The 16437-nt window shown below is 61.8% G+C and carries 6 protein-coding genes; 4 read left to right on the top strand and 2 right to left on the bottom strand.

Going from position 1 to position 16437, the window contains the following annotated elements; genetic code table 11:
* Positions 1–8 precede the first annotated feature (8 nt).
* Genes DVJ77_RS13625 through DVJ77_RS13610 form a run of 4 tightly spaced genes read left to right on the top strand, consistent with a single transcriptional unit; the run spans position 9 to position 4899 of the window.
* Positions 9–851: a tetratricopeptide repeat protein gene (locus DVJ77_RS13625; RefSeq protein ID WP_225427989.1), complete on the top strand. Its 843-nt coding sequence runs from the start codon at positions 9–11 to the stop codon at positions 849–851.
* Positions 848–1180: a DUF3613 domain-containing protein gene (locus DVJ77_RS13620; RefSeq protein WP_114846038.1), complete on the top strand. Its 333-nt coding sequence runs from the start codon at positions 848–850 to the stop codon at positions 1178–1180. Before DVJ77_RS13625 ends, DVJ77_RS13620 begins: the two co-directional genes overlap by 4 nt.
* A 4-nt stretch (positions 1181–1184) precedes the next feature.
* Positions 1185–3293: a TadG family pilus assembly protein gene (locus DVJ77_RS13615; RefSeq protein ID WP_114846037.1), complete on the top strand. Its 2109-nt coding sequence runs from the start codon at positions 1185–1187 to the stop codon at positions 3291–3293.
* Between the two features lie 55 nt (positions 3294–3348).
* On the top strand, positions 3349–4899 hold the full coding sequence (locus DVJ77_RS13610) for a methyltransferase regulatory domain-containing protein (RefSeq protein ID WP_114846036.1): 1551 nt from the start codon (positions 3349–3351) through the stop codon (positions 4897–4899).
* A 425-nt stretch (positions 4900–5324) separates the two neighbouring features.
* Here the strand turns inward: DVJ77_RS13610 and DVJ77_RS13605 are convergent, their stop codons facing one another.
* Positions 5325–6140, bottom strand: a complete 816-nt coding sequence (locus DVJ77_RS13605; protein ID WP_114846035.1) for an OmpA family protein — start codon at positions 6138–6140, stop codon at positions 5325–5327.
* Positions 6141–6221: 81 nt separating this feature from the next.
* Positions 6222–16001, bottom strand: a complete 9780-nt coding sequence (locus DVJ77_RS21125; protein WP_162791485.1) for an ESPR-type extended signal peptide-containing protein — start codon at positions 15999–16001, stop codon at positions 6222–6224.
* Between the last annotated feature and the right edge of the window lie 436 nt (positions 16002–16437).

Raw genomic sequence — 16437 nt, 5'->3', positions numbered from 1 at the left:
TACAGATCGTGACTGCATTCCTGCGATGGCCTGTTCGCGAATCACTTTTTATCGCACTCACCTGCCTGCTGTTGAGCGCCTGTTCGATCTTTCGCGACGGCTATCCTCATCACACGATCGCGCCAAGCCTGGCCGGGCCGGCCACACCGGCCAGCGACAGTAAAACAATGTATCTGGAGCTGATACGGCAGATGCAGCAGCAGGGTGCGTATTACGCCTCGCTGGCACATATCGACGCCTTTCGGCTGCGCTTCGGCAACCCGCCCGAACTGCAACGACTGCAAGCCGATGCCTTGCGTGAAACCGGCCAGACCGAGGCAGCCAGCAAGGCTTATCAAAGCCTGCTTCACGGCAACCAGGCTGCCGCTGCCTGGCATGGCCTGGGCCTGATCGCGGCTACCGGCAAGCAATACGACCTGGCCGAGCAGGATCTTCAGCAAGCCGTCCAGCTCGACCCCATCAACGTCGCCTTCTTGAGCGACCTGGGCTACGCGCGGCTATCCGCAGGCCGGATCGAGGAGGCGCGCGAGCCACTGGCGAAAGCCGCCGAGCTGGAACCCGCCAACGTCAAGGTCATTTCCAATTTGGCCTTGTGGGTCTTGTTGCAAGGCGATGATGCGCAGGCCGACGCCATCATGCAGCGCGCAAACTTGCCGCAAGCCACTCGCGACGCGATACAGAAATTAGCCGTCCAATTGCGTCCGACCGCAGCAACGAGATCCGTCACCGATGCCCCCACGGCCTCCGTCAAGCAGGCCACACCGCACAGCGCGCTGCCGCAAACTGCCAGCATCCCCGGCATGCTGCTCGACCGCGGCACCACACCAGCGTCCAGCGAGGTCCGCCCATGAATACGCCAGCCCTGCGCATCAACATCATCGCCCTGGCGCTCGCGCTATCGGTCCCGGCCTTGGTTCATGCACAACAGGCGGCCGCCGATACCGGTACGTCCCCTGCCCCGCAAGATCCATCGGCGAAGACTTACTACGCCGCGCAAGTCGGCGATACCACGCGACACCTGCTGCAACTGCAGGCCGACGGCACCCAGGCGGGCAAGCACCTACCCATGCTGGGCGACGAAGCAAGCGCCAGCTATCGGCGTTACCTGAAGAGCTTCGAGCACCCGATTCCCGAGTACTACCAGACCACCGTCGGGAAGAACTCCAACAACGGGAGATAAGTCGATGACGGCAACACCGCTCTTCGCTCACCCGAACGGTCTACGCCAGCGTGGCGGAACCGCCATCGCCATGATGCTGATGCTGATCGGTTTGCTGGGCATGCTGGGCTTGATCGAAGTCGGCTATCTCTATTGGGCCAAGCGCGATACGCAGAAAGTGGCTGACCTGGCTGCACTTGCCGGTGCACAGCAGTTGCAGCTTTGCGTCACCGCCGGCAATGCCGACAACCGTGCCGCGCGCGGCAATGCCGTCACCGAAAATAGCTTCAGCGGCACCCTGACGATTACCTGCGGCACCTGGGACCCTATCGCCAACGCCGGCATCACGGATGCGTTCTCGCCGGTCGCCAACGGTGTGGCTGCTAATGCGGTAAAAGTGATCGCGAGTCGCTCGGTATTGCCCTTTTTTGGCGCGACGGCCCTGCCCAATGTCAGTACCGAAGCGGTCGCATCAGGGCTGCCGCCGGTTGCGGCGTTTTCGGTCGGCACCACCTTGCTCAGCGTCAATGGCGCTGCCACGCTGCCGCAATTTCTGCAAAGCATCGGCCTCAATGCCGGCGGCACCTCGTTGGTCGGCTACCAAGGCCTGGCCAATGTCACCATCACGCCGGCGGGTCTGCTTAAGCAACTGGGCGTGACCGTGCCAGCCAACATCGGCGTTGGCGATCTCAATATCTTGCTAGCCGCGCAATTGCAGGCGCATGCGTTGATCGATGTGTTGAATGCCATCGTCACCCTGGCCGGGCAACAGGCTCTGACCAGCGCGAATATAAGCCTGATTAATGCGATCACCGCCCAGCTCGGCAACATCCCCTTGAACGTGGTTCTGGGCTCGACTACGAATAGTCCGGGCGGCCTGTTCGCGCAAATCGTGGCGCCCGATGGCGCCGCGCAAAGCGCACTCAATGCGCAGGTGAATGCGTTGCAGCTATTGAACACAGCCATCGGCGTGGCGACCGGGCAACATGCGATCCAGAACACCACCAACCTCAATCTCGGCCTGTTGAATATCAATGCGGTGACGAGCGTTATCGAGCCACCTTCGATGGGCGTCGGCGGTGTCGGCACCACCGCCTACACAGCGCAAGTGCGCACCTTTATCCATATCACCACACCCAATCCGGCCAGCGTTCCGCTGCTTGGCGGCGTCATCAACTTATACGTCAATCTGCCGATTGCCATCGATCTGGTCGATGCCCAGGCCAAGCTGACCGGCTTATGCGACACCACTGACAGTACCGGTCAGTCGCAGGCCACCATCGCGGTAACCTCGTCCATACTCAAAGCCTGTGTCGGCAATATCACCCAGGCCAATGCCTTCTCGACCGCCGCCGGTTGCGACCAGATTCCCGGTGCGAACACCCCGCTGAAACTGCTCGGCTTGAGCGCGGCGGGGATCAATCTGCTCAGCTTGAACACATCTTTCGCGACCAATCCCCTACCAGCCAACGGAACCGGAACGCTGATAGCAGGGCAGACCGCCATCATCCCCGGAGGCGGCAATCCGCTTGCCATCGGCACGACGGTGAACAACCTGGTTACCGCTCTGACTACCGCCTTGATCGCCAATACGGGCACGCAGCCGCCAGCCAACCCATCGACGGCAGCCACCCAAACCGCTACCGACCTTTGGAACGGCACCAACAAAAGCCTGAGTTATCCGGCAAGAGCCCAGCAAGCGCTGGACGAGGTGCAAACCGCATCGCAGGGCTTGCAAGGCTTGCTCGGCAATGTGACCGGCAGCGTGCTCGATCTGCTTGGCAATACCGTGCAACTGAATGTGCCGGGATTACTCGGTGACGTGGGCAGCCTTCTAAACAGCGTGGGCAATACTTTGTCGGGCGTACTCAACAACCTGGGATGCGCGCTTGGCAGTCAAACAGCATGCATCGGGGTCATCAGCGGCGCGATGTCGGGCGGCGGCGCCGGGGCCAACTCGAATGCTTTTCTCGGCTTGCTCAGCTTCCTCACTCAGGCCTTGCAGGGGCCGCTCGACCAGATCGGTTCGCTGATACTCACGCCGGTGCTGCAGAACACGCTTGGCCTGGACCTGGGCCAAACCACCGTGGATTTGCAGTCGCTGCAGTGTCATCGAGTGCAACTGGTGTATTGACGTGCCCGCCAAGATAATCGACTGTCGCTGACAACCTACACCAGGAGTGTTTTAAATGGTGACCATGGTCGAACAAATCAGCAAAGCCTATGACGATCTGCCTTATACCTCGTCGGCTTTTCCGCAGAGCACGCCCGAGCATCTACGTGCCACGGCCCATCTTTTCGGGCTCGATGCGCCACCGCTCGAACATGCGCGAGTGCTTGAGCTGGGTTGCGCCGCCGGCGGCAATATCATTCCGTTTGCGATTCGCCATCCTGGCGCCAAGGTGGTTGGCGTCGATCTGTCACAGGTGCAGATCAAGGCGGGTCAACGAGCTATCCAGGCTATGGGTCTGGACAATATTCACTTGATCCATAGCAGCATCAACGATCTCGACAAAAACTTCGGCCAGTTCGACTACATCATTTGCCATGGGGTCTATAGCTGGGTGCCCGAGGAGGTGCGTGAAGCCATTCTTCGCGTATCGCAAGCATGCCTGAGCCCTGAAGGGCTGGCCTATATCAGCTACAACGTTTATCCGGGCTGGAAGGCGAAGGAGATCGTGCGCGATGCCATGTTGTTGCGCGGCGGCACGCGCGACAACCCGGCGGAAAAACTGGCCTACGCGCGCGGCATGATCGACTTCTTGCACGACATGGCACGCGAGGGCAGCGTGTTGAAGAAAGTCATGGACGAAAATATCGAGATCATCCGTCACGGTCATCCCAACTATCTGGTGCATGAGTTTCTGGAGCTGTGCAATGCACCTTGCTACTTCCGCGACTTTGTCGCTGCCGCAGGCCGCCATGGCCTGAGCTATCTGGCGGAAGCGGATATCGCCTCGATGTTTGCATCCAACTACCATCCCAGTGCCGCCCAGCCGCTGCTGCGCGAATGCGACAACAGTCAGCAGACGCTGGAACAATTGCTGGACTTTCTCACTAATCGCACCTTTCGCCAGACCCTGCTCGTACATACCGCGCGGGCTGCTGATATTCGTTACCGCATCGATAACGAGCGCATTCGCAACTTCCATATCGGCGGTCGCTTCAGCTCTCCCGAAAACCCGCACGAGAGCTGGCACTCGGAGCATGGCGTAACGATCGACGCACCCACCGAAATTGTGCAGAAAATCATGCGGTCACTGACTGCCGCGTGGCCATCGACGATGCCTGTGAGTGTTCTGGTCAGCGAGGTCGGCGCCAACGAACATGAAGTGCTGAACTTCATCCAGCGGCTGATTATCGCCAGCGCAATACGCTTTCGACTCGACCGGGTCAGTGTCCCGAAGCAAACCTCCGAACACCCGCTGGTGCCGGAACCGCTGCGCCGCCTGGGTTTATTTCAAGGTAGCGAACGCCCGCCGATCTCGCTGTTCAACCTCTGGCATGAAACCATCGCGCAACTAGGCGTAGTCGAGCAGACACTGCTGCCCCTGCTCGACGGTCAGCGCGACATCAACGAACTGAGTGCGGCGATCCATCTCAGTGCCAAGCAAAATGAGCTGAATTTTCTGCGCGAGGGGCAGCGTATCGTCGACCCGGACGAACTGATCCGCACGGCCGATGAGCACACCCGCAAGGCCCTGCAGTGGCTGCATACCCACGCCCTGCTTTCGGCATGAGCGCACTTCGTCAGTTACTGTGGCTGTCAACCACTCGGTAAAAATCAGCTCTGGTCGACACCGTGAGTTACCTGGGCTCCGGAGGGTGGGGGACCCACGTAAAACGGCACAACAGAATGTGTGTCCTCTCACGGTGCCGATCAAAGCCGACTTCCCAAGAGTCTGGGTTCTTAAGAGTCTGGGCTCTTACCAAGAAGCGCCAACACACAGCGCCATCACTGTATCGACTTGCTACCGCTTTCGGCGACATCATCTTTCGCCTGTCCGCACATTCCGCTTCGATTTTTCAAGTTTGACTTCAAAACAAGTCGGCCCTGATCGACACCGTGGGTTACTTGGGCACCAGGGGGGCGGTTAGCCCGCGTTATGCGACACCGGGACGTGGACATGTGTCTCCCACGGTGCCGATCAGGGCCGACTTTGTCTTATGGCTTGGCAACTCCTGTCAGTTCGACCCGGCGATTGGGCGCCAGGCAGGCAATCAACTCCGCGCGATGCATATTGTTTTTGCAATCGACCACCGGATCGGCCTTGCCGCGGCCTTCGACCTGGATCGCCGCACTCGCCATACCGTTGCTGGTCAGGTAATCGCGAACCGTCTCGGCGCGATGCTCCGACAATTTCATGTTGTAGCTATCGCTGCCGATGCGATCGGTATAGCCCACCACGCGAATGTTTTGCACCTCACTGGCCGTACGCAGTTGATCCAACAGCCCGGCCAAGCGTTCGCGCCCCTGCGGTTTCAGATCCGCGCGGTCGAAATCGAACAGCGCATCGGCGGACAGCCGCAGCGGCTCTTTGAGCTCCTTGGGCTTCATCGGCTCAGCATGTTTGTGCTTGAGCAAGTCGGCGCACGATTCCGGCGACCAGTAAAAACTGCGCGCCACTTTGTCTTTGTCGAACAGCACTTTGTATTGGCACACCAGCACCTGACCGTCTTTGCGGAAGTTGAACAAATAGTCCCATTCGCGCACATCCCAGATGCCTTCATGGAAATGTGGCGGGCCGAGCAGGTTTTGCACCTGTGCCTTGGTCACGCCCGACTCGATCTTGCGCAGGTTGTCCAGACTAGGAAAGATTCCACCCTTGGGCCTGGCCTCTTTAGCGTCTGGAAAAACGATCGTTTCCGCCTTGCTGCCATCGCTCGCCACCTGCTTGCTGACAGTGCCGCAACCGGTGAGCGCCGCAACCGTCGCTCCCAAGGTCAGCGCCAGCATCCATTTCTTCGTTTCTACATTCATGACCAGAGCCCCCATGGGTAGGTTGTGAATCGTCGCCGCACCCGACCACATACGTGGTCGGGATACCGAGCAGCGGCGGCGTTACCAGACCATCGCCGCGCCAACGGAGACACCGGCGTCGCCGCGAGTGTTCGACGTCGCGTTGAGCTTGTAGACCCAGCGGCCACTTTCAGAAATCGTCGATACACCGATAGCGATACCGGTCTCGCCATGGAAACTGCCCAACGCTACGGCGGCCGAACTCTGGTTCGGCTGATAAGCCTGCGGCAGACCCGACATCGCCATCGCCGAAGCCACGCCGGCGTTAGCGCGATTGCCGATCTTGTTCAGATTTTGATTGATGCTGTTGAAGCGCTGATCGGTATAGCTCTTGGACCAGTCCTTCACCGCGTTGAGCTGCCCCACGTTGACCGCATCGGTGGTGGCCGTGCCGGGCGCCACGTTGTGGATAGTGGTCGGGCCACCGCCATTGCCCAGCGTTATGCTGCTGTTGTTGACGCTACCGTCGGCATTGGTGTCGTACTGCACACTGCCCGCCTGCGCGGCCTTCAACTGAGTGACATTCACGGCATCGGTACCTTGCGTGCCGGCGGCAACGTTCGCGATCTGCCGCTCGCCACCGACCGTACCGACCGATACGGTGTTGGCGCGATCAGCTACCGAGGCCTGCCCGATCGCAACCGAATTATCCGCGCTTGCCGTCGAGTTGTTACCCACCGCCGTACTGTTGCTGCCCGAGGCAAACGCACCAGCGCCGCCGGCCGCCGAGTCGGGGCCTGCCGCATTCGGCCCGGCACTGCGCGCGCCCTTGCTGTTGGACTTGAACTCGGTCGGGCCGGCCGTGATGATTAAGTTATTCACTTGCTGATCGGTATAACTATTCGCCTGCGTGACCGCGTTGGTCACACCGGCCTGCAACTGGCTCACATTGACCGCATCGGCCGGTGCCGAACCATCCGCCACATTGGTGATCTTGCGGGCACTGCCGGCCGAACCCACCGAAACCTCGCCCACCGAATTGCTGCTGCCGGGAGCCTTGAAGGCACCGTTGTAGCCACTTTGCGCACCCACCGAGGTGGTCGAATTGGCGCCCAATGCCACTGAGTTGCCGTTAGCCGCAGCGGCGGCATTACCGATAGCCACACTACTGGCTCCGCCCGAAACGGCTTGCGGCCCCACCGCTACGCTATTGGTACCCGTCGCCGACGAATCGGCCAGCGTCGAATTGGCGTGGAAGTACTTGATGCCGCCGCCGTTGTTGATGTTGTTGACCGTGTTACCCAGGCTGGTTACCGCATTATTGGTCGCAAACAACTGGCTACCGTTCGTGGCATCGGTACTGGTCGCGCTCAAGCGCCCTGCCGCCACGTTGGTGATCGTGCGCTCATTGCCCGCGCTGCCCACGCTGACCGTCGAGGTCGGTGCGGTACCGGCAAAGTTGTACGTCGTGCCGTTGATGCTGGCACTCGCCGTGCCTACCGCTGCCGCAGTGATCGAACCCGCGCCCAGAGCAACGTCATTGGCAAAGTTGGCGCTCGCGCCGGAGCCCAAAGCCACACCTGTAGCAGCCGCCGCATTGGCCGTGTCGCCCAAGGCAAGCGAACCTGCCCCCGCGGCCGTCGAGGCATTGCCCAGCGCCACCGAGCCCTGACCGGTAGCAGTGTTGGCATTGCCTAGCGCTACCGCGCCCTGGCCGTTCGATGTGTTGTTGGCACCCATCGCGATGGCGCCGGTACCGGTCGCCGAGTTCGGGTCGCCAATCGCCACCGCGCCATTGCCGCTGGCGGTATTGCCGACACCGATCGACACAGCCTGGCCGCCGGTGGCCGTCGCCGTTTGCCCGATGGCGATCGCACCGGCCGCATTGGCAAGGGCGGTGTCGCCGATGGCAATGGAAGAACCGCCGATAGCCTGGGCTGCATTACCGATAGCGACATCGTTGACGACCGTAGCCGATGAGCCTGACACGCCAGCCACGGCATTGAAGCCCTGTGCGATCGAACCGTCACCGTAAGCATTGGCTACCGGTCCGATGCCGATGGCGTTGGCACCGGCCGGGTTCGAATCGCCCAGGGTCGAGTTGGCATGGAAGTACTTGATACCGGGTGTCGTGCCACCGCCGGTCAGCGCGTTGACCACGTTCTGCACGCTGTTATACGTGTTGCCGCCGTAGCTGATGCCGCCGGTGACCTTGCCGGTGGTTGGATCGTAAGAGCTAGTACCGCCGAAGGTATTGGCTACTGACGTGCCGAGATTGTTCACGCCGGTGACGACACTGAAAAGTTGCGAACCATTGATCGCATCGGTCGAGGCCGCCGAGAGCACACCGGCCGCGACATTCTGCAACTGACGCTCGCTGCCTGCCGCACCGATCGACACCACCGAGGCCGGCGTCGTCGCTGCTGCCGTACCGCCGTATTCGGCGAACGTGCCCGCATGCGGCGCCGCCGTTATCGAGCCCGAACCCAGCGCGACATCGCTGGCATTGGCGGCCTTGGCATTGGGACCGATAGCGACCGAATCCACACCCAGCGCCTGCGAATCGGGCAGCTTGGAATTGGCGTGGAAATACTTGATGCCGCCGCCGTTGGCGATGTTGTTGACGGCGCTATTGGTAGCGAACAATTGCGAGCCGTTGACCGCATCGGTCGAGGCGGCCGAGAGTTGGCCTGCCGCTACGTTAGTGAGCTGCCGCTCGTTGCCTGCCGTGCCGACGCTGACAACGCCGGCCGGGGTGACACCGGCAAAGTTGTACGTCGTGCCGCCGATGACCGTGCTGGCCGTCGGCACCGCCGCCGCCGTCACGGCCGAGCCTTGACCCAAGGCAACATTCGAACCGGGTGTGGCCGCCGTGATACTTGCGCCCTGACCCAGCACGGTGGAGTTGGCGACACCGTTGTCGGTCGCCGCATTACCCACCACCGTCGAGGCATTGCCAGTGGCCGAAGCACCGAAGCCACCGGCCGAAGCATTCGCGCCCGACGATACCGGCTGCACCGCCGTGATCGAATTATCGGAAACAAACGGGCCGACCTTGCCGCTGGTGATACCGTTGATCGCGTTATTGGTCTGGCTGGCGACGTTCGACAACTGCTCGACGTTCACCGCATCGTGCGGCGCCGAGCCATCGGCCACATTCGAAATCTGCCGATAGGCATTCGCTCCCGCACCCGAACCCACCGAAACCGAACCGGCCACCGTATTGCCGGCGTTGTTGAACGGCAGTGTTACCGGGCCGGTGGTAGCTAGCGTCACGGTGCCATTGGTGGTATTGGCCGCCGTGTCCTGCGAGTTCGCACCGAGGGCGACGCCACCGATATTGGTCGCCGAGGCGCTCATGCCGATAGCTACGGCATCCGTGCCGGTCGCGGTGGAATCAGGCCCGGTCGAATTGGCATGGAAGTACTTGATGCCCGGCGTGGTACTGCCGCCAGTGATCGCATTGAATACGTTCTGCACACTGGTATAGGGGTTGCCCGCATAGGTAAAGCCACCCGTGACCTTGCCCGTCGTCGGGTCGTAGGCGCTGGTGCCGCCGAAGGTATTGGCTACCGATGTGCCGAGATTGTTCACCCCGGTCACGACACTGAAGAGTTGCGAGCCGTTGATCGCATCGGTCGAGGCCGCCGAGAGCACACCCGCCGCGACATTCTGCAACTGACGCTCCGCACCTGCCGCGCCAATCGACACCACCGAGGTCGGTGCTGTCGCCGCTGCGGTGCCACCGTATTCGGCGAAAGTGCCGGCATGCGGTGCGGCGGTGACTGAACTCGAACCCAGCGCGACGTCATTGGCATTGGCCGCCTTCGCGCCCGAGCCTAACGCCACGCCATTGGCGGCCACCGCATTCGCGGTGTCGCCGAAAGCCAGCGAGCCCGCCGCCGACGCCGTCGATGCATTGCCTAGTGCGACCGAACCCTGCCCGGTCGCTGTATTGGTATTGCCCAAGGCCACCGCACCTTGGCCGTTCGACGTATTGTTCGCGCCCATCGCAACGGCACCCACACCGGTTGCCGAGTTCGGATCGCCAATCGCCACGGCGCCATTGCCGCTGGCCGTATTACCGACACCGATCGATACCGCCTTGCCGCCGGTAGCGGTCGCCGTCTGACCGATAGCGATGGCACCGGCCGCATTGGCGATCGCACCGTTACCCTGGGCAATCGAATTGCCGCCTGTCGCCTGGGCACCGTTGCCCAAGGCGATATCGTTAGCTGTCGTCGGCGTGCCATTGACACCCGCCACCGCATTAAAGCCCTGTGCGATCGACGCATTACCGTAGGCATTGGCGACGGGACCCACCGCGGTCGCATTCGTGCCTACAGCGTTCGAATCAGCCAACGCCGAGTTGGTATGGAAATACTTGATGCCGCCACCGTTGGCGATGTTGTTGACGGCGCTATTGGTAGCGAACAATTGCGAGCCGTTGACCGCATCGGTCGAGGCGGCCGAGAGCTGACCTGCCGCTACGTTAGTGAGCTGCCGCTCGTTGCCTGCCGCGCCGACACTGACAACGCCGGCCGGGGTGACACCGGCAAAGTTGTACGTCGTGCCGCCGATGACCGTGCTGGCCGTCGGCACCGCCGCCGCCGTCACGGCCGAGCCTTGACCCAAGGCAACGTTTGAACCGGGTGTGGCCGCCGTGATACTTGCGCCCTGACCCAGCACGGTGGAGTTGGCGACACCGTTGTCGGTCGCCGCATTACCCACCACCGTCGAGGCCTTGCCGGTGGCCGAAGCACCGAAGCCGCCGGCCGAAGCATTCGCGCCCGACGACACCGGCTGCACCGCCGTGATCGAATTATCGGAAACAAACGGGCCGACCTTGCCGCTGGCAATGCCGTTGATCGCGTTATTGGTCTGGCTGGCGACGTTCGACAACTGCTCGACATTCACCGAGTCATGCGGCGCCGAGCCATCGGCCACATTCGAGATTTGCCGGTTGGCATTGGCGCCCACACCCGAACCCACCGAAACCGAACCGGCCACCGTATTGCCGGCGTTGTTGAACGGCAACGTGACCGGGCCGGCCGTAGCCAGCGTCACCGTGCCATTGGTGGTATTGGCCGCCGTGTCCTTCGAGTTCGCACCGAGGGCGACGCCACCGATATTGGTCGCCGAGGCACTCATGCCGATAGCTACGGCATCCGTACCGGTCGCCGTGGAATCAGGCCCGGTCGAATTGGCATGGAAGTACTTGATACCCGGCGTGGTACCGCCGCCAGTGATCGCGTTGAATACGTTCTGCACGCTGGTATAGGGATTACCCGCATAGGTAAAGCCACCCGTGACCTTGCCCGTCGTCGGGTCGTAGGCGCTGGTGCCGCCGAACGTATTGGCTACCGATGTGCCGAGATTGTTCACGCCAGTCACGACGCTGAAGAGTTGCGAGCCGTTGATCGCATCGGTCGAGGCCGCCGAGAGCACACCCGCCGCGACATTCTGCAATTGACGCTCCGCGCCTGCCGCGCCAATCGATACCACCGAGCTCGGCGCTGTCGCCGCCGCGATGCCGCCGTATTCGGCGAAAGTGCCGGCATGCGGTGCGGCGGTGACTGAACTCGAACCCAGCGCGACGTCATTGGCATTCGCCGCCTTCGCACCCGAACCCAGGGCTACGCCCTTAGCAGCCACCGCATTCGCGGTGTCGCCGAAAGCCAGCGAGCCCGCCGCCGACGCCGTCGATGCATTGCCCAGCGCGACCGAGCCCTGCCCGGTCGCCGTATTGGTATTGCCCAAGGCCACCGCACCCTGACCATTCGACGTATTGTTCGCGCCCATGGCTATCGCGCCAACGCCGGTTGCCGAGTTCGGATCGCCAATCGCCACCGCGCCATTGCCGCTGGCTGTATTACCGACACCGATCGATACCGCCTTGCCGCCGGTAGCCGTCGCCGTCTGGCCGATAGCAATGGCACCGGCCGCATTAGCGACGGCCGTGTCGCCTAGTGCAATGGAAGAACCGCCGGTGGCTTTAGCGGCGTTACCCATGGCGACATCGTTGACGACCGTCGCCGATGAGCCCGATACGCCAGCCACCGCATTAAAGCCCTGTGCGATCGAAGCGTTACCGTAGGCATTGGCGACGGGACCGACACCGATCGCGTTAGTGCCTACCGGATTCGAATCTGCCAACGTTGAGTTGGTATGGAAGTACTTGATGCCCGGCGTAGTGCCACCGCCAGTGATCGCGTTGAATACGTTCTGCACGCTGGTATAGGGATTACCCGCATACGTAAAGCCACCCGTGACCTTGCCCGTTGTCGGGTCGTAGGCGCTGGTGCCGCCGAAGGTGTTGGCTACCGATGTGCCGAGATTGTTCACGCCGGTCACGACACTGAAGAGTTGCGAGCCGTTGATCGCATCGGTCGAAGCCGCCGAGAGCACACCGGCAGCGACATTCTGCAATTGACGCTCCGCGCCTGCCGCGCCAATCGACACCACTGAGGTCGGTGCTGTCGCTGCCGCCGTGCCGCCGTATTCGGCGAAAGTACCTGCATGCGGCGCGGCCGTCGTCGAGCTTGAACCCAGCGCCACATCGCCTGCGTTTGTCGCGGTCGCCCCTGAGCCCAAAGCTACTGAAGTAGAGCCACTTGCAGTTGCATTAGCGCCTGCAGCCAGACTGTTCAAGCCAGACGCCTTGCTTTGCACGCCTATGGCCGTACTTTGAGCGGTCGCCGAAGCAGCTTCGCCAACGGCCGTAGAGAATGCACCGGTCGAACTACTGAAGTCGCCCAGGGCGATGGAATCGTTACCCGTCGCTTGCGCACTGGAGCCGATGGCAATATTCCGAATAGTGCCTGGGGAGCCCACCGTGCCGGCGACCGAGTTGAGGCCAATGGCTATATCTTCTTCGCTATTGCTGGTAGCTGCCTTGCCGATCGCTATCGAATGCTGAGCAGCGACATTGCTGGTGTTGCCTAAAGCGACGCTTCCCTCACCGATGGCGGTATTGCTGTTGCCAATGGCTATCGCGCCATTGGCGGCCTTAGTGCCCGCTATATTGCCGGCCGCCGTGTTATTCGCACCCAAGGCCACCGCACCAACGCCGTTGGCGACATTGGGATCGCCCATGGCTATGGCTCCGTCACCCGTCGCCGTATTGCCGACGCCTATCGAAATCGCCTTGCCGCCCGTCGCCGTTGCCGTTTGACCAATCGCCACCGCACCCGCGGCGTTGGCGATCGCGCCCGTGCCCTGCGCAATCGAGTTGCCACCGGTGGCCTGGGCGCCATTGCCCAGCGCGATATCGTTGGCCGTGGTCGGCGTACCGTTTACACCCGCGACGGCATTGAGGCCTTGCGCAACCGAGCTGTTGCCATACGCATTGGCAACCGGGCCTATCGCTGTGCTGTCCGTGCCGGCGGCGTTGCTGTCGGCCTTGGTCGAATTAGTGTGGAAGTACTTGATGCCACCACCGCTGGTGATGTTGTTGACGATGCTGTTGGTAGCGAAAAGCTGCGAACCATTCACCGCATCGGTACTGACCGCACTCAGCGTAGCCGGAGTCAGGTTGGTGATCTTCACGCCACCCACTGGCCCACCGACACCGCCCGTCGCACCCAGGGTGATGGTGTTGCCGCCCACCGCGTCGTATTTCACCGCGATCGCCGCGGTGTTCACCACGTCGGTATTCAATGCCGTGAGCGCCGCACCCACATTATTATTGGCGGCGCTGCCGGTGTTGGCACCGGTCGTGCTGATCGTGTTGATGGTGTAGGACGGCGGGGTGTACACGCCGGTTACTCCGTTGAGCGAAGCGCCACCGCCGAACGAGGTCGCCGCATTCTGGCCGACCTGGTTGAGTTGGCTGACGTTGACCGCATCGGTCGCGTCGCGGCCAGGGGCGACACCGGTGATCTGACGACCGCTACCGGCGTTGGCGATATTCAATTCGCCGCCCGAGTTGCTGCTGCCGACGGCATAGCCGGTATAGCCGACGAGCGCACCGCGAGTCGCGGCGGAAAAGCTGCCCAGGGCGATACCGTTCGCCGTGCTGGCGTTGGCCTGACGACCGATAGCGATGCCCTGCGCGGCCGAGGAAGCCGAGCCGTCGCCGAAGGCCAGACCATAGGCACCGGCTACCGTAGTGCCGGCGGCTGAACCCAATGCGATGGATGACACGCCGACCGCTGAAGTGCCATTGCCGATACCGATCGCATCGGTGCCGGAAACCGTCGAACTGACAGCAAATGACCCAGTGTTACTGACCGAAATCGCACCGATACCGCTGGCGTTGGCGATGTTGCCTATAGCCACCGAACCGCCGCTTGCGCCACTGGACTTCGCACCATTGCCGATGGAGATACCGAAATTCTTGCTGGCGCTCGCATTCGTGCCCAGCGCGATGCTGTTGTTACCGCCGGCGATAGCGGTATCGCCTAGCGCCAGGGAGCCGGCCGCATTTGCCTGGCTTGTATTGCCCATCGCCACCGAGCCCTGCCCCGTGGCCACATTCGTATTGCCGATCGCGGCCGCTCCCTGGCCGTTCGCCGTATTGTTCGCACCCATGGCCACCGCGCCGACACCGGTCGCGACGTTTGGATCGCCGATGGCTACGGCGCCATTACCTGTCGCCGTATTGCCGACGCCGATCGAAATCGCTTTGCCGCCGGTAGCAACAGCCGTCTGACCGATCGCCACCGCACCTGCCGCATTGGCAGTCGCACCCGTACCGAAGGCAATTGAATTACCTCCCGTTGCCTTGGCGCCGTTGCCGATCGCGGCATCGTTGAGCACCGTGCCGGAACCGCTGACGCCGGCTACCGAGTTCAGGCCAAAGGCCAATGCATTGTTATTAAAGGCCACCGCCGTCGTGCCGAGAGCGATCGAATCCACTCCGACGGCTTGCGTATTGGTGGTGGTGTCCTGGGTCTTTGCTCCGGTGGCTGAAGCACCGAAAGCAATCGCACGATTGCCGGTGGCATAGGCGGAGTTGCCGATCGCCATGCTGCTGTTGCCAAGCGCGGTGGAGACATTGCCGAATGCCATGCTGAAGTCACCGGACGCTACACCCATGCGGCTGATAGTGATCGAGCTATTGCCGCTGGCATAACCCGCCGGTCCGATCGCGATAGCGCTGTTATTGCTGGCATTGGCGCCGTCGCCCAAGGCAACACCGACACCGCCGGTGGCACGGCTACTGGAACCGATCGCGTTATCGCCGCTGCCGGTGGCCTGTGCATCGTTGCCGAGCGCCATGGGGCTAAAGGAAATCTCCGTAGCGCCGCCGGCGGCATTGGTTGTGGGGAAACCCAGACCGTCGGTACGCCGCTGGCCAAGCGTGGCCAGCGTGGTATTGGTGGCCTGCGCCGCGCTGCCGATGGCTACCGATGACAACGCCGCGGCATTGGCATTGAAACCCGCGGCAAAGGTGCTTTGGCCGGTCGCTTTTGCCTGCAGGCCGATCGCCGCAGCCCATTTCGCTGCTACTGATCCAAAGCCGAAGGCGGAACCGCCATCACCGGTCACCTTGGTGAAGTTGCCGTACAGCGTGACACCGATGTTGAGGCCGCCATTAGCGGAGCAACCGGCTACCGTCGAGTAATAGCCATTGCCATCGACCTGGGCTGCATTGGTGTAAGTCGTCACGCCGTCAGGCCCGGTCCCGGTGCCACCGATACCGCCGCAGGCAGAACCGCCATTGGTAGAGATCGTGCTTGCATAGCCAGGCAGCGGCACTGCAATAGCCAACAGGACCAACGACGCAAGTAAAGAAAAGGCCAGGATGGGAACTCTGCGCACCCTGACCTGACCGCTGGCGCCTGACGAGCCGCCGCGGCAATTAGAAGAGGCGAATTCGGAGGCCACGACCAGCGCGTTGAGACTCCGGTTCCAGACCAGACGATAGATGTGATTCATACAGCCCCCCATTCCCGAGATGTAAAAGGCGCACTCGACATCGAGCCGCGCCATGCGGGATTTGCGAGGCTCTATTGGACTGGTTGCGACCGCGGCGCGATGGGCTAATTCGGCACTCGCTTATGTGATATCGGCAAGGCGACGGGCAAATACGGCACACATATGCACGAATACGGCAAAGACGTCTAAATGTCCGTAGCGGCAACAGGCATTACTGCAACACCGTCTGTACTCCTTACTAAACTCCTTACTAATGGGCATTCAACCGTAGCCATTAATAAAGCAGCAGGCAGGCCATAGAACCGTGAATCGATGTCTCCTATGCGAAATCGGCAAGCGCATGCACAAATACGGCAAAGTCGCCTGAATGCTCGCGACATCGAGCGAGGGCCTTGAATACCGGTCATCACAAACTGCCGGACGATGAATCGCAGCC

The organism is Dyella tabacisoli (assembly GCF_003350925.1).
GTDB lineage: Bacteria > Pseudomonadota > Gammaproteobacteria > Xanthomonadales > Rhodanobacteraceae > Dyella_C > Dyella_C tabacisoli.
The sequence above is the reverse complement of the archived record's forward strand: the minus strand, read 5'-3'. Positions and strand labels throughout refer to the sequence as shown.

What these genes read in the sequence shown, in the direction of transcription:
- DVJ77_RS13620 (WP_114846038.1), top strand. Translation starts at nt 848, where the DNA reads ATGAATACGCCAGCCCTGCGCATCAACATCATCGCCCTGGCGCTCGCG.
- DVJ77_RS13610 (WP_114846036.1), top strand. Translation starts at nt 3,349, where the DNA reads ATGGTGACCATGGTCGAACAAATCAGCAAAGCCTATGACGATCTGCCT.
- DVJ77_RS13615 (WP_114846037.1), top strand. Translation starts at nt 1,185, where the DNA reads ATGACGGCAACACCGCTCTTCGCTCACCCGAACGGTCTACGCCAGCGT.
- DVJ77_RS21125 (WP_162791485.1), bottom strand. Translation starts at nt 16,001, where the DNA reads ATGAATCACATCTATCGTCTGGTCTGGAACCGGAGTCTCAACGCGCTG.
- DVJ77_RS13605 (WP_114846035.1), bottom strand. Translation starts at nt 6,140, where the DNA reads ATGAATGTAGAAACGAAGAAATGGATGCTGGCGCTGACCTTGGGAGCG.